This is a genomic window from Streptomyces cucumeris, assembly GCF_024295805.1.
GTDB classification, from domain to species: Bacteria; Actinomycetota; Actinomycetes; order Streptomycetales; family Streptomycetaceae; genus Streptomyces; species Streptomyces cucumeris.
The window spans coordinates 176,460-190,289 of the sequence record NZ_JANCLX010000001.1 but is presented as its reverse complement, the minus strand read 5'-3'; the positions used below and the strand labels follow the sequence as shown (position 1 = coordinate 190,289).

Annotated in this window: 15 protein-coding genes; 2 read left to right on the top strand and 13 right to left on the bottom strand. The window is 70.5% G+C overall.

What is annotated here, in order from left to right; all coding sequences use genetic code 11:
* Positions 1–23: 23 nt before the first annotated feature.
* The 7 genes from kdpC to NMK44_RS00970 all read right to left on the bottom strand — a co-directional run bounded on the left by kdpC (position 24) and on the right by NMK44_RS00970 (position 6,997).
* Positions 24–671, bottom strand: coding sequence for a potassium-transporting ATPase subunit KdpC (gene kdpC, locus NMK44_RS01000; protein ID WP_489660287.1), 648 nt, complete (start codon positions 669–671; stop codon positions 24–26).
* Between the two features lie 18 nt (positions 672–689).
* Positions 690–2,801 carry a potassium-transporting ATPase subunit KdpB gene (gene kdpB, locus NMK44_RS00995; protein WP_254737197.1) on the bottom strand — a complete coding sequence of 704 codons (2,112 nt, stop codon included), beginning with the start codon at positions 2,799–2,801 and terminating at the stop codon, positions 690–692.
* The gene (gene kdpA / locus NMK44_RS00990; RefSeq protein ID WP_254737196.1) at positions 2,798–4,483 is read right to left on the bottom strand and encodes a potassium-transporting ATPase subunit KdpA; all 1,686 of its coding nucleotides are present in this window, start codon (positions 4,481–4,483) and stop codon (positions 2,798–2,800) included. The genes kdpB and kdpA overlap by 4 nt, the downstream gene beginning before the upstream one ends.
* 10 nt (positions 4,484–4,493) lie before the next feature.
* Positions 4,494–4,583, bottom strand: coding sequence for a K(+)-transporting ATPase subunit F (gene kdpF, locus NMK44_RS00985; protein WP_254737195.1), 90 nt, complete (start codon positions 4,581–4,583; stop codon positions 4,494–4,496).
* A 542-nt stretch (positions 4,584–5,125) separates the two neighbouring features.
* Complete coding sequence (locus NMK44_RS00980; RefSeq protein WP_254737194.1) at positions 5,126–5,902, bottom strand: DUF3710 domain-containing protein; 777 nt, start codon at positions 5,900–5,902, stop codon at positions 5,126–5,128.
* 1 nt (position 5,903) lies between these two features.
* Positions 5,904–6,419 carry a dUTP diphosphatase gene (gene dut / locus NMK44_RS00975; protein ID WP_254737193.1) on the bottom strand — a complete coding sequence of 172 codons (516 nt, stop codon included), beginning with the start codon at positions 6,417–6,419 and terminating at the stop codon, positions 5,904–5,906.
* A complete protein-coding gene (locus tag NMK44_RS00970; protein WP_254737192.1) occupies positions 6,416–6,997 on the bottom strand; it encodes a PaaI family thioesterase in 582 nt (193 codons plus the stop codon). The genes dut and NMK44_RS00970 overlap by 4 nt, the downstream gene beginning before the upstream one ends.
* A gap of 59 nt (positions 6,998–7,056) precedes the next feature.
* On the opposite strand from NMK44_RS00970, the gene NMK44_RS00965 reads away from it, so the two are divergent.
* Entirely contained in the window at positions 7,057–7,509 is a 453-nt protein-coding gene (locus NMK44_RS00965; RefSeq protein ID WP_254737191.1) for a DUF3093 domain-containing protein, read from the top strand.
* A gap of 197 nt (positions 7,510–7,706) precedes the next feature.
* On the opposite strand, the gene NMK44_RS00960 is transcribed toward NMK44_RS00965, so the two are convergent.
* From NMK44_RS00960 to NMK44_RS00945, 4 genes are all read right to left on the bottom strand, one after another.
* Positions 7,707–8,393, bottom strand: coding sequence for a hypothetical protein (locus NMK44_RS00960; RefSeq protein ID WP_428849356.1), 687 nt, complete (start codon positions 8,391–8,393; stop codon positions 7,707–7,709).
* 35 nt (positions 8,394–8,428) lie between these two features.
* The gene (locus NMK44_RS00955; protein WP_254737190.1) at positions 8,429–8,731 is read right to left on the bottom strand and encodes a DUF4193 domain-containing protein; all 303 of its coding nucleotides are present in this window, start codon (positions 8,729–8,731) and stop codon (positions 8,429–8,431) included.
* A gap of 417 nt (positions 8,732–9,148) precedes the next feature.
* Complete coding sequence (locus NMK44_RS00950) at positions 9,149–10,384, bottom strand: sensor histidine kinase (protein ID WP_254737188.1); 1,236 nt, start codon at positions 10,382–10,384, stop codon at positions 9,149–9,151.
* Positions 10,385–10,390: 6 nt separating this feature from the next.
* Positions 10,391–11,044 (bottom strand): response regulator transcription factor, encoded by a 654-nt coding sequence (locus NMK44_RS00945; RefSeq protein WP_176180222.1) that lies wholly within the window; start codon positions 11,042–11,044, stop codon positions 10,391–10,393.
* A gap of 349 nt (positions 11,045–11,393) precedes the next feature.
* Here NMK44_RS00945 and NMK44_RS00940 point away from each other — a divergent pair, with 349 nt between their 5' ends.
* On the top strand, positions 11,394–11,564 hold the full coding sequence (locus NMK44_RS00940; protein ID WP_176180223.1) for a hypothetical protein: 171 nt from the start codon (positions 11,394–11,396) through the stop codon (positions 11,562–11,564).
* A gap of 190 nt (positions 11,565–11,754) precedes the next feature.
* On the opposite strand, the gene NMK44_RS00935 is transcribed toward NMK44_RS00940, so the two are convergent.
* Both NMK44_RS00935 and NMK44_RS00930 read right to left on the bottom strand, forming a co-directional pair.
* The gene (locus NMK44_RS00935) at positions 11,755–12,555 is read right to left on the bottom strand and encodes an inositol monophosphatase family protein (RefSeq protein WP_254737187.1); all 801 of its coding nucleotides are present in this window, start codon (positions 12,553–12,555) and stop codon (positions 11,755–11,757) included.
* A gap of 76 nt (positions 12,556–12,631) precedes the next feature.
* Positions 12,632–13,774, bottom strand: a complete 1,143-nt coding sequence (locus NMK44_RS00930) for a ferrochelatase (RefSeq protein ID WP_254737186.1) — start codon at positions 13,772–13,774, stop codon at positions 12,632–12,634.
* Between the last annotated feature and the right edge of the window lie 56 nt (positions 13,775–13,830).

The following is a 13,830-nucleotide window of genomic DNA, read 5'->3' as shown; positions in this document are numbered from 1 at the left end:
ATTTTCCCCGCTGGTCCGAGTTCTCAGTGCCGGCTCAGCCGGGTGAGCGCGATGTTGAGCTTCAGCACGTTGACCCGGGGCTCGCCGATGAAGCCGAGCTGACGGCCCTGGGTGTGGTCCGCCACCAGCCGGGCGACCTTCTCGCGCGGCAGCGCGTTGGCCTTGGCCACCCGGTTCACCTGGAGCTCGGCGTAGGCCGGGGAGATGTCCGGGTCGAGACCGGAGCCGGAGGCGGTGAGCGCGTCCACCGGCACCCGGGACGGGGAGACCTGGTTGAAGTCGGCCACCTGCTTCCGCCGGTCGATGACGGTCTGCTTCAGCACCTTGCTGTCCGCGGCGAGGTTGGACGCGCCGGAGACGACGATCGAGTACTGGGTGTTGACGGCGTTGGTGCCCGCCGCGGACGGCCGGGGCTGGAAATAGCGCGGGTCCGGCAGCGGATTGCCGTCCTCGTCCTTGGCATCGAGGTCGAAGCGCTGGCCGATGATCTCGGAGCCGACGACCCGGCCGCCGGACCGCACCTCGGAGCCGTTGGCCTGGTCATGGAAGGCGGCCTGGGCGATCCCGGTGACCGCGAGGGGGTAGAGCACACCGCAGACGACGGTGAGGGCCAGCAGGGCGCGCAGCCCCGCGCCGATCAGCCGCGCCGTACCGCGGACCGAGCTGTTCATGGAGGTCATGGTGGTGGGTCACCCGATCCCGGGGATGAGGGAGATGAGCAGGTCGATGAGTTTGATCCCGATGAACGGGGCGATCAGGCCGCCGAGGCCGTAGAGGCCCAGGTTGCGGCGGAGCATCCGGTCGGCGCTCATGGGGCGGTAGCGCACGCCCTTGAGAGCGAGCGGCACCAGCGCCACGATGATCAGCGCGTTGAAGATCACCGCCGCGAGGATGGCCGACTCGGCCGAGGCCAGCCGCATGATGTTGAGCGTGTCCAGACCCTCGTAGCCCGCGACCGCGCCGAACATCGCGGGGATGATCGCGAAGTACTTGGCGACGTCGTTGGCGATCGAGAAGGTGGTCAGCGCGCCGCGGGTGATGAGCAGCTGCTTGCCGATCTCCACGATCTCGATCAGCTTGGTCGGGTTGGAGTCCAGGTCCACCATGTTCCCGGCCTCCTTGGCGGCCGAGGTACCGGTGTTCATGGCGACGCCGACATCGGCCTGGGCCAGCGCGGGGGCGTCATTGGTGCCGTCGCCGGTCATCGCGACCAGCTTGCCGCCCGCCTGCTCCCGCTTGATGAGCGCCATCTTGTCCTCGGGTGTGGCCTCCGCCAGGAAGTCGTCCACCCCCGCCTCGTCGGCGATGGCCTTGGCGGTCAGCGGGTTGTCGCCGGTGATCATCACGGTCTTGATGCCCATCCGGCGCAGTTCGTCGAACCGCTCCCGCATGCCCTCCTTGACCACGTCCTTGAGGTGGATCACGCCGAGCACCCGCGGTCCGTCGGTGTCCTCGATCGCGACCAGCAGCGGGGTGCCACCGGCCGCCGATATCGCGTCGACCTTCTCCTGGGCGTCGGAGGAGACCTCCCCGCCGCGCCGGCCGACCCAGGCGACGATGGCGCCCGCGGCGCCCTTGCGCACCGTGGTGCCGTCCACATCGACGCCGGACATCCGGGTCTGGGCGGTGAAGGGTACGAACTCGGCGTGGCTCAGCTCGCCCTCGTCCCGCGCCCGGAGCCCGTAGCGCTCCTTGGCCAGGACGACGATCGAGCGGCCCTCCGGGGTCTCGTCGGCCAGCGACGAGAGCTGGGCTGCGTCGGCGAGCTCCGCCTCGGACACACCCGTCACCGGGACGAACTCCGCCGCCTGCCGGTTGCCGAGGGTGATGGTGCCGGTCTTGTCCAGCAGCAGGGTGGACACATCGCCCGCCGCCTCGACCGCGCGGCCGGACATGGCCAGCACATTGCGCTGGACCAGCCGGTCCATACCCGCGATACCGATGGCCGAGAGCAGCGCCCCGATGGTGGTCGGGATGAGGCAGACCAGCAGCGCGGTGAGCACGATCATCGTCTGCTCGGCGCCCGCGTGGATCGCGAACGGCTGGAGGGTCACCACTGCCAGCAGGAAGACGATGGTGAGCGAGGCGAGCAGGATGTTCAGCGCGATCTCGTTCGGGGTCTTCTGCCGGGCGGCACCCTCGACGAGGTTGATCATCCGGTCGATGAAGGTCTCGCCCGGTCTGGTGGTGATCTTGATGACGATACGGTCGGACAGCACCTTGGTGCCGCCGGTGACCGCGGACCGGTCACCGCCGGACTCCCGGATGACCGGGGCCGATTCACCGGTGATGGCGGACTCGTCCACCGACGCCACGCCCTCGACGACATCGCCGTCGCCCGGGATGATGTCGCCCGCCTCGCAGACCGCCAGATCGCCGATGCGCAGCTCGGTGCCGGGCACCCGCTCCTCGGTGGAGCCGGTCAGCCGGCGCGCCACGGTGTCGGTCTTGGCCTTGCGCAGGGTGTCGGCCTGCGCCTTGCCACGGCCCTCGGCCACGGCCTCGGCCAGATTGGCGAAGACCACGGTCAGCCACAGCCAGGCGGTGATGGCCCAGCCGAACCAGTCGCCGGGGTCGAGGAGGGCGAGCCCGGTGGTGAGCACCGACCCGATCTCGACCACGAACATGACCGGGGACTTCGCCATGATCCGCGGGTCCAGCTTACGGAAGGCGTCCGGCAGCGACGTGACGAGCTGACGGGGGTCGAACAGGCCGCCCGAGACCCGCCCGCCGGAGCCCTCGGGGCCGTGCGGGCGGCCGCCATCGGGTGCGGTGTGTACGGGAGTGGTGGCTGTGCTCATGAGAGTCCCTCCGCCATCGGGCCAAGGGCCAGGGCCGGGAAGTAGGTCAGACCGGTGATGATGAGGATCGCGCCGACCAGCAGCCCCGCGAAGAGGGGCTTCTCGGTGCGCAGGGTCCCCGCGGTCTCGGGGACGGGCTTCTGCTCGGCCAGGGAACCGGCCAGCGCCAGGACGAACACCATGGGCAGGAAGCGGCCGAGCAGCATGGCCAGACCGATCGTGGTGTTGTACCACTGGGTGTTCGCGTTGAGTCCGGCGAAGGCGGAGCCGTTGTTGTTGGCGCCGGAGGTGAAGGCGTAGAGCACCTCGGAGAAGCCGTGGGCGCCGCTGCCGTTCACCGAGTCCCCGGCGGTGTTCAGGATCGAGTCCGGCGGGGTGGCCAGCACCATCGACACGGCGGTGAAGCCGAGCACCAGCGTCGGGGTGATCAGGATGTAGCAGGCCGCGAGCTTGATCTCCCGGGAGCCGATCTTCTTGCCCAGGTATTCGGGGGTGCGGCCGACCATGAGGCCCGCGATGAACACCGCGATGATCGCCATGATCAGCATGCCGTAGAGGCCCGATCCCACACCGCCGGGGGCGATCTCACCGAGCATCATGCCCAGCAGGGCGAGTCCACCGCCGAAGCCGGTGAAGGAGGAGTGGAAGGAGTCCACGGCGCCGGTCGAGGTCAGGGTGGTGCTGGTGGCGAAGATTGCGGAGGCGCCGACGCCGAACCGCTGCTCCTTGCCCTCCATCGCGCCGCCCGCCTCCTGGAGCGCCGCGCCGCCGTGGTGGAACTCGGTCCACATCATCAGCGCCGTGAAGCCGAGCCAGATGACGCCCATGGCGGCGAGGATCGCGTAGCCCTGCCGGAGGTTGCCCACCAGCCTGCCGAAGGTGCGGGTCAGCGCGAACGGGATGACCAGGATCAGGAAGATCTCGAAGAGGTTGGTGAAACCGCTCGGGTTCTCGAACGGGTGGGCGGAGTTGGCGTTGAAGTAGCCGCCGCCGTTGGTGCCCAGCTCCTTGATGACCTCCTGTGAGGCCACGGCGCCGCCGTTCATCTGCCGGCTGCCGCCGGTGAGCTGTCCGACCTCGTGGATGCCCGCGAAGTTCTGGATGGCGCCGCAGGCGACCAGCACCAGCGCGCCGATCACGGAGAGCGGGAGCAGGACCCGGACGACACCGCGCACCAGGTCGGCCCAGAAGTTGCCGAGTTCACCGGTGCGGGAGCGGGCGAAGCCCCGTACGAGCGCGACGGCCACGGCCATGCCGACGGCGGCGGAGACGAAGTTCTGCACCGCGAGCCCGGCCGTCTGGACGACGTGCCCCATGGACTGCTCGCCCGAATAGGACTGCCAGTTGGTGTTGGCCACGAAGGACGCGGCGGTGTTGAACGCCTGGTCGGGACTGATCGCGGTGAACCCGAGCGAAAGCGGCAGGCTGCCCTGGACGCGCTGCAGCAGGTACAGGAACAACACGCCCACCAGGGAGAAGGCGAGCACTCCGCGCAGATAGGCGGGCCAGCGCATCTGGCTGGAAGGGTTGGCGCCTATGCAGCGGTAGATCCACTTCTCGGGGCGCAGATGCTTTTCGGAGCTGTAGACGGCGGCCATGTAGTCGCCGAGCGGTCGGTACACCAGGGCGAGCGCGCCGATCAGCGCGGCCAGCTGGAGCACCCCAGCAAGTTCGGGGCTCATGTGCGGGACCTCAGAACCTCTCCGGGAAGATCAGCGCGAGGACCAGATACCCCAGCAGGGCGACAGCCACGACCAGGCCGACGATGTTCTCGGTGGTCACAGCTTCGTCACCCCTCTGGCGACGACGGCCACCACCGCGAACACCGCGATCGTGGCGACGACGAAGGCCAGATCGGCCATCGTGGGCTCCTAGGAGGCTCGGATTACGAACGGACTCCTAGAGCAAAACCCCGCCCAGGGCATCCGACGACACCCGTTGACGGCTCCCTTACGGCCATTGGCGCGCTTTTGACGCATCCCTGACGCCGACCGCCCCCACCTGCGAAAAGCGGTGGGCCGTACTCCGCAGAGAAGAGTACGGCCCACCCGTGAACGCCCACATCAGGCCATGCCTTACGCCAAGGGCCCGGCCTGATCCGAGCGAGCGGCCCGCCAAGGCGCCGAGACCGGAGGGGGCGGTCACGCCCTGGCGGGAGTCGATGAGCGCGACGTGCGCGCCCGGTCACCCAGGAGTACGGGCCGTGGGGCGCCGGTGTTCAACGTCCCCCCGGGAAAATGCCGAAGGGGCCCGGGGCAATGCCCCGGGCCCCTTCGGACCTGGCCTTCTCCGGATGGTCCGGGAGACGGTACGCGGCGGGAGGCTCAGCGCACCTCGCTGATCTCCGGGCCGCGCTGGAGACGGTCGGCCCCGCCCGCGAACCGCGAGCCCTGCGCCTCGTCCTGCTGCACCCCGTCGGGGACCATCTGCGCGTCGTTCGGCAGCTTGAGCACGATCGGATCGCGGGGGGCCATCGGGCCCTCGCCACGCACCACCACCGTGTCCTGGAAGATCGCTTCCAGCAGGCTGCCGGTCTCGGGCTGCACCGCGCCCTGTCCGGAGATCACTCCGCGCAGGAACCAGCGCGGTCCGTCGACACCGATGAAGCGGACCACCTGCACGCCGTTCTTCCCGTCCGGCAGCTGCACCGGCACCTGGGCGCGCAGCTCCCAGCCGAGCGGTCCCTCGACCTCGTCCACCACGCCACCCTGCTGGGTGATCCCGGTGGCGATCTCGTCGCGGACCTCGCCCCAGATGCCTTCCTTCTTGGGCGCGGCGAACGCCTGGAGCTGCACGGCGCTGTCCCGCAGCACCACGGTGGCGGCGACGATCGCGTCCCCCGCGACCTCCACCCGCAGCTCCATGCCCTCGACACCGGGGACGAACATGCCGCCCAGGTCCACCCGGCCCTCGCCGGGCTCACGCACCTCGGAAACGTCCCACGGGCCGTCGGGGCGCGGCGCGGGCGGCAGGCTCACCCGGGCGGCCTCCACCGCCTCGGAGGAGTCCTCCGCGTCCTCCGCGTCCTCGGCCAACTCCTCGGAGGCCACGTCGAGCGACTCGACGTCCTCCTCGCTGTGCTTGCGGCGACGTCCGAACACGTCATCGTCCTTCCCGGTCGGAACCGACCGAAGCGTATCCATTCCCACCCTGTGTGCCGTCCACGGCGGCGTGACCGCCGGTGGACCCGAAGCCCCCTTCGGCCCGCGCCGACCCGGGAAGCTCCGCCACCTCGTGGAAGCGCACCTTCTCGACCTGCTGGACGACCAATTGGGCGATCCGGTCGTAGCGCTCGAACCGCACGCTCTCGCGCGGATCGAGATTGACCACGATCACCTTGATCTCTCCACGGTACCCGGCATCGATGGTCCCCGGGGCATTCACCATGGCGATGCCACAGCGGGCGGCCAGTCCGGACCTCGGATGCACGAAGGCGGCGTACCCCTCGGGGAGCGCGATGGACACCCCGGTGGGCAGGACCGCGCGCTCCCCCGGGGCGAGCTCCGCGGCCTGTGTGGTCACGAGATCCGCGCCCGCGTCGCCGGGGTGGGCGTATCCGGGCAGCGGCACCTCGGGGTCGACCCGGCGGATCCGCACCTCGAGCGGTTCGGTGCTCACGCGTTCACCTCGCCCACGCGCGCCAGCTTGGCCTGGTCGGGGTCGGCCAGCACGGCGTCGATCTCCTCCGCCCGTCCGTTCTCGATGAAGTGCTCCACCCGCACCTCTATGAAGAGGGCCTCCGCGCGGACGGCGACGGGGCCGTCGGGGGCACCGATCCGGCCGGTGGCCGCGCAGTAGATCTTCCGCCCGTGCACGGCGGTCACCCGTGCCTCCAGGTACAGCACCGTGCCGACCGGGACGGGGCGGACGAAGTCCGTCTCCAGCCGCCCGGTCACCGAGATCACCCGCTGCATCCAGTTGAGCGCCCCCAGCGTCTCGTCCAGCGCCGCGCTCAGCAGCCCGCCGTGGGCCAGGCCCGGCGCGCCCTGGTGGGCCGGGCGCACCTCGAACTCGGCGGTGACGCCGACGCCCTCGCCGGCGCGGGCCCGGAGGCGCAGACCGTCCACTTGGTCGCCGCAGCCGAAACACTGGTCGTTGTGGACCTCGAGGAGCTCACCGGACGCCGGGGCGTCGGGGTGGCGTACGGGTGCCCTGGCGCCTTCCGGCGGCCTCAGCGCTGTCGTTGTTCCACTCACAACGGCTGACCTTACCCGCGCGGACAGCCCGGTTCGGCGGCCATGCCAAGCTGATAGGCATGCAGCCTTACGACGAACGCCTCACCGCGCCCCGTTCCTGGTGGTTCATCGCCCTGATGACCGGGGTGGCCATGGGGCTGATCATGCTGCCGTTCGGCACCCTGCCGATGCTCGGCGGCCTGATCGGCGGCGCGGCGCTGGCCGCCGTCGGGGTCAGCACGTACGGCTCGGCGCGAGTACGGGTGGTGGCGGGCTCACTGGTCGCGGGAGACGCGAGGATCCCGGTGTCGGCCCTCGGGACCGCCGAGGCGCTGGACGCCGACGAGGCGGTCGCCTGGCGCACCTACAAGGCCGATCCCCGGGCGTTCATGCTGCTGCGCAGCTACATCCCCACCGCACTGCGGGTGGAGGTCACCGATCCGCAGGACCCGACGCCGTACGTGTACCTGTCGACCCGGGATCCCCGGGCGCTCGCGGCCGCGCTGGCCGCGGTGCGCTCGGACGCCGCCTAGGTCCTGTCCTGTCGATCTTCGTGGATCAGGCCGCGGCGTCTGGTGCCGTAGCTCGCAAGGCGGAGGGTCGTCCTTGTACTGGGCGTACTCGGATGATCCCGACAACGCGGCGAGGTGCGGTGCCAGGCGTCGCGGGCCCACGGAGATCGGCAGGACAGGGCCTAGACACTGCCCGGCCGGGGCCGTGCCCCGGCGGCTCATTCGGCCAGGGGGACCAGATCGCTCCAGGGGGTCTGCTTGGTGCGCAGGTCCTTGCGGACCTTGCGGGCCAGCTTCCTGGTGTCCCGCCGGTTCATGGCGGCCCCGATGGCCGCGCCCACCATGAAGGGGGCCAGCACCGGCAGGTTCCGGAAGCTGCGCCTGAGCACCTGCTGGCGCAGCTCGCGCTTCATCTGGACGCCCAGCGCGGCGTTGACGGTGGCCGGGACGGTGACGTCGATGCCACGCTCCTGGGCCCACGCCCCGAGATAGGCGGTGGCGCGCTGGCGCACGCCGCCGGGCGCCCGCAGTCCGTAGACCTCGTGCAGCTCGGCGATGAGCTTGATCTCGATGGTGGCCACGCCGATGATCTCGGCGGCCAGTTCGGTGGGCATGGCGGGCGGGGCGGGCAGCATGGCCGCTGCGCCGACGCCCGCGCCCACGGTGGAGGTGCCGTGCGCGGCACCCGCCACCAGCTTGTCCGCGATCTCCTCCGGGCCGAGGCCGGGGAACTGCCTGCGCAGCGTCTCCAGGTCCCGGACCGGGATCCGTGGAGCGTTCGCGATGATCCGGTCGGCGACCGCGTAAACCCCCGCTCTCGCACGCTCACCGCCTCTGCGGACACCACGGCCCAGGGCGCTCGCGAGCGAGGCCGTCCGGCCCCGCTCGGGGTGCACCTGGGTCACGCCGCCGTGCTCCGCGTCCACGCCTGCGCCGTGGCTCAGGCCGCGCAGTCGCGGCAGATCGGCTGGCCGTTCTTGGTCTCGTTGGCCAGCTGGCTGCGGTGGTGCACGAGGAAGCAGGTCATGCAGGTGAACTCGTCCGCCTGGCGGGGCAGCACCCGCACGGACAGCTCCTCGTTGGAGAGGTCCGCGCCGGGCAGCTCCAGGCCCTCGGCCTGCTCGAACTCATCCACGTCGACGGTCGACGCGGACTTGTCGTTCCGCCTGGCCTTGAGTTCCTCGATGCTGTCCTCGTTGACATCATCGTCGGTCTTGCGTGGGGTGTCGTAGTCCGTTGCCATGTCCCTCTCCCCCTCTGGGTGTCTGCGGTGTCTCCAGCGCACGTAACGCGTGAGAGGCCGGACTTGTGCCCGACCCGAGGCGGAGATTTTGCCTCACATCAAGGTCTGTTACTCAATCGACACCCAACCGCACCCCTGAAGAGGTGATCGGGTTGGATGGCCATCGGGACCGTACACGGTCCGACTGTCGCACTCGCATGCGCCATGACGTGTACTTCCCGTGATCACGGCCCCCGAAAACCCGGATTTTCCCGGCTTTCCGTCAACCGTGACGATCACGCAGAGTATATGGACCGAAAATCGCCCATGTGATCGATCACACACCATACAGGTGTGGGTCGGATCACGAAAATTCCGCCCAAAGCGAACACCTCCCCGACGGTACCGCAGCTTCCGTTTCCCGGCCCGTCTGCCCGCTCAGAGCGGCAGCACCACCCGCATGACAAGGCCGCCTCCTTCCCGGGGCTCCGCGGCGATCCTGCCGCCGTGGGCGCGCGCCACGGAGCGCGCGATCGAAAGACCGAGGCCGACGCCCTTGTCGCTGCCGGTGCGCTCGGTACGCAGCCGCCGGAAGGGCTCGAAGATGTTGTCCAGCTCGTAGGCGGGGACCACCGGACCGGTGTTCTCCACCACCAGCACCGCCTGGCCCTGCTCGACGCCGGTGGTCACCTGCACCCAGCCGCCCTCCGCCACGTTGTACCGCACCGCGTTCTGTACCAGGTTCAGCGCGATCCGCTCCAGCAGCACACCGTTGCCCTGGACCACCGCGGGCTCCCGCCGGCCGCGCAGCTCCAGGCCCTTGGCGTCCGCCTCGGTCCGGACCTGGTCCATCGCCTGGGAGGCCACCTCGGCCAGGTCCACCGGTTTGCGGTCGACGATCTCGTTGTCGCTGCGGGCGAGCAGCAGCAGTCCCTCCACCAGCTGTTCGCTGCGCTCATTGGTGGCCAGCAGGGTCTTGCCCAGCTGGACCAGCTCCGGGGACGCCTGCGGATCGGAGAGGTGGACCTCCAGCAGGGTGCGGTTGATCGCCAGCGGGGTGCGCAGCTCGTGCGAGGCGTTGGCGACGAACCGCTGCTGGGCGGTGAACGCGCGGTCCAGCCGCTCCAGCATCTCGTCGAAGGTGTCGGCCAGCTCCTTCAGCTCGTCGTCCGGGCCGTCGAGCTCGATCCGGCGGGACAGGTCCGAGCCCGCCACCTGGCGCGCGGTCCGGGTGATCCGGCCCAGCGGCGAGAGCACCCGCCCGGCCATGGCGTAGCCGAACGCGAAGGCGACCACGGCCAGCCCCAGGAGCGCGATCAGCGAGCGCCGCAGCAGCCCGTCCAGGGCGAAGTTGCGCTGCTGCTTCATGCACTGGGCCACCGCGCGGTTGAACGCGTCGTTGTTGCCCTGGCTGGGGAGGTGACAGGTGTCGGTCGGCTTGTAGTCGATCCGCACGATCTCCAGCGGGAACTCACTGCCGCGGCGGATCGCGTCGGCCGCCAGCAGATAGATGATCGTCAGCAGCACCACACCGGCGATCAGGAACATCCCGCCGTAGAGCAGGGTGAGCCGTATCCGGATGGTCGGGCGCAGCCAGGGGTTGGGCTGCGAGCCGTGCGGCGGGTCCCAGCTGGGTTTCGGTGGCGCTGCGGGCGGGAGCGGGGTCGTCGCCATGCCCGGTCAGATCCGGTAACCGGAGCCGGGAACGGTGACGATCACCGCGGGCTCACCCAGCTTGCGGCGCAGCGTCATCACGGTCACCCGGACGACGTTGGTGAAGGGGTCGGTGTTCTCGTCCCACGCCTTCTCCAGCAGCTGCTCGGCGGAGACCACGGCGCCCTCGCTGCGCATCAGCACCTCCAGCACCGCGAACTCCTTCGGCGCGAGCTGGATCTCCTTGCCGTTGCGGAACACCTCACGCCGGTTGGGGTCCAGCTTGATCCCGGCGCGCTCCAGCACCGGCGGCAGGGCGACGGTGGTGCGGCGGCCCAGCGCCCGCACCCGCGCGATCAGCTCGCTGAAGGCGAAGGGCTTGGGCAGGTAGTCGTCGGCGCCGATCTCCAGGCCCTCGACGCGGTCGCTGACGTCGCCGGAGGCGGTGAGCATCAGCACCCGGGTGGGCATCCCCAGCTCGACCAGCTTGCGGCAGACGTCGTCGCCGTGGACGAGGGGCAGGTCCCGGTCGAGGACGACGACGTCGTAGTCGTTGACGGCGATGCGCTCCAGGGCGGCCGCTCCGTCATACACGACGTCGACGGCCATGGCCTCGCGGCGCAGACCGGTGGCCACCGCGTCGGCGAGCAGCTGCTCGTCCTCGACGACGAGTACACGCACGTCGTTAGTCCTTCCGTCATGGCCACAGCGGGCGTGATCTCGCCAAACCAGATCAGCGTTCGGCGCCCTCCATCCTGCCTCGAAGTCGCATAAACCGGCGGTAAGAGGGAGCGGGGGGACCACGGCACCGCCACCGGCGCGGGACGGAAGCGCCGGAACAGGGAATTCAGATTCTTTTCGCGCCGGAGGTTTCCGCTCACAACGGGGTGGGGAGGACGACTGCACACCCGCGATCACGCCCTGTCTTTTGGCATCCCACGATCTTGCTGTCATCCGCAGGGACTACGCACGTGATCGCCCCGCCGTCGGCACACCCCCGTGCCACCGACCCACGACGAGGGGGCGCACCATGGACGCGTTCACCGCAGGCATTCTGCAGCGTATAGAGACCACCCAGTCCGACCTCACCCGCGCCCGTGAGACGGGCGACGAGTTCCTCGCCGATGTGGAGCAGGCGGAGCTGGAGGACCTCCGTCGGCTGGCTGCCGAGCATGGCGTGGAGGTCAGCGCCGTCGCCTGATCCCTCCGGGGATACAGATCCGCTGTTTGAAGATCCAGATACAGATCCAGGTTCACAGATCCAGTTGGCAGAGCGGAAAACGCGTCGTCGATCCAGCGGCTGTTTTCCGGTCCCACGCCCGAGCGCCCCGCTGCCGTCCCGGCACCGGGGCGCTTCGGCGTCCGCGGACAGCCGCCCGCGGACCTGCGCGTCAGTCGTGCCAGGCGCCCAGCTCGTCCAGACGGTCCCGGAGCGTCTCGAAGAGGCCGGGGGCGGCGGCGACCATCAGCTCCCCGGAGCCCGGGATGCCCGGCCGTCCGCCGGTCAGCGCCCCCGCCTCGCGGGCTATCAGCTCTCCGGCCGCGTAGTCCCAGGGGTTGAGCCCGCGCTCGTAGTAGCCGTCGAGCCGCCCGCAGGCCACATCGCACAGATCGATGGCGGCCGAACCGCCGCGGCGGATGTCGCGCACCTCGGGCAGCAGCTCGTTCAGCACCCTGGCCTGGCCGATGCGCCGCTCCCGCACATAGCCGAAGCCGGTGCCGATCAGCGACCGCGCCAGCTCGGGCGCCGGGCGGCAGCGGACCGGCTCACCGTCGGCGTACGCGCCCTGGCCGAGCACCGCGTGGTAGGTCTCCCCGCGCACCGGGGCGGCCACCACCCCGACCACCGTCTCGCCGTCCTTCTGGGCGGCGATGCTGACCGCCCACGCGGGCAGGCCGTACAGGTAGTTCACCGTGCCGTCGATGGGGTCGATCACCCAGCGGACACCGCTGCTGCCCTCGTGGCTCGCGCCCTCCTCCCCCAGCACGCCGTCGTCCGGACGGTGCCGCGCCAGGAAGTCGGTGATCAGCTTCTCGGAGGCGATGTCCATCTCGGTGACGACATCGATCGGGCTGGACTTGGTGGCGGCCACGCCGAGATCGGCCGGACGGCCGTCCCGCAGCAGGTCCCCGGCGCGGCGGGCGACCTCCAGGGCCAGGTCGAGCAGTTCGGTGGTGAGCGGGTCGGTCATCGTGCTCCTTGTGCTCCTTCGCGGATGTGCCCGTGGGACGCGGGCGGCGCCGACGGGCCGTGGACGCCGGTAGGGCTCAGTCGCTCCCCGCGACCGCGGGCCGCGGGGAGCGGGCCGGACAGCAGCCCACCGGGCAGAGGTCGTGGCTGGGGCCGAGGACGCCCAGCGCACACCGCTCGGGGGCGGTGGCCGCCCGGCCCTCGGTGAAACGCTCGGTGGCCGCGCGCTCCACCACCAGATCGCGGACCGCCGCGGCGAACCGCGGATCGGCGCCCACGGTCGAGGCGCGGGAGACCGGCAGACCGAGCTCCGCCGCCTTGGCCGCGGCCTCCGTGTCGAGGTCGTACTTGACCTCCATGTGGTCCGAGACGAAGCCGATGGGGACCATGACCGCGGCGGGCGCGCCCTCGCCGTGCAGCGTCTCCAGGTGGTCGCAGATGTCCGGCTCCAGCCACGGGATGTGCGGGGCGCCGCTGCGCGACTGGTAGACCAGGCGCCAGGGGTGCTCCACACCGGTGCGCTCGCGCACCTCCGCGGCGACCAGCCGGGCCACCTCCAGGTGCTCGGCCACGTACGCGCCGCCCTCGCCGTGGTCCGCCGGGGGCCCGGAAGTGTCCGCGGCGGCGGTGGGGATGGAGTGGGTGGTGAAGGCCAGATGGGCCCCGGCCCGCAGCCCCTCCGGCAGCTCGCCGAGCGCGGTGAGCGTGGCGTCCACCATGGGTTCCACGAAGCCGGGGTGGTTGAAGTAGTGCCGCAGCTTGTCGACGCGCGGCAGCGGCAGCCCCTCCGCCTCCAGCGCGGCGAGCGCGTCCGCCAGGTTCTCCCGGTACTGGCGGCAGCCGGAGTAGGAGGCGTAGGCGCTGGTGGCCAGTACCAGGATGCGGCGGTGGCCGTCGGTGACCATCTCGCGCAGGGTGTCGGTCAGATACGGCGCCCAGTTGCGGTTGCCCCAGTGGACCGGCAGGTCCAGACCGTGTTCGGCGAAGTCCTTGCGGAGCGCCTGCAGCAGTTCGCGGTTCTGGGCATTGATCGGGCTGACGCCACCGAAGAGGAAGTAGTGCCGGCCCACCTCCTTCAGCCGCTCGCGCGGGATGCCCCGGCCGCGGGTCACGTTCTCCAGGAACGGAACGACGTCCTCCGGCCCTTCCGGCCCGCCGAAGGAAAGCAGGAGCAGGGCGTCGTACGGGGCGGGAGATGGCAGCTCTGACTGATCCGGCATGCTCCCGATCCTGCCACCAGCCCCTGACGGGCAGGAAATACCCCTGCGGCGCTACG